Here is a 239-nt window from a genome sequence, read left to right as displayed (position 1 = left end):
ACCTCCTCCGCATCCGGCCTGTACCAGTTCATCGAGTCGAGCTGGCTCGGCATCGTCAAGAAGCACGGCGCGGAACACGGCATGGGCTGGGCCGCGAACTCGATCGGTCAGACCGCGTCGGGCCGCTACACGGTCGCGCCGGGTGCACGTCAGGCGATCCTGAACCTGCGCAACGATCCCGCCGCCGCCAGCCTGATGGCCGCCGAGCACGCCGCCGACAACAAGGGCGCGATCGAAGG

1 protein-coding gene is annotated in these 239 nt (G+C 69.0%); it reads left to right on the top strand.

Annotated features, from left to right (window positions below; all coding sequences use genetic code 11):
• The coding region (locus AC0IYH_RS33755; RefSeq protein WP_471838817.1) for a hypothetical protein at positions 1–239 on the top strand (239 nt) is incomplete at both ends.

Source organism: Pseudomonas sp. AC463 (assembly GCF_979253585.1).
Note: the sequence above shows the minus strand (reverse complement) of the source record. Positions and strands in the feature narration are given on the sequence as shown.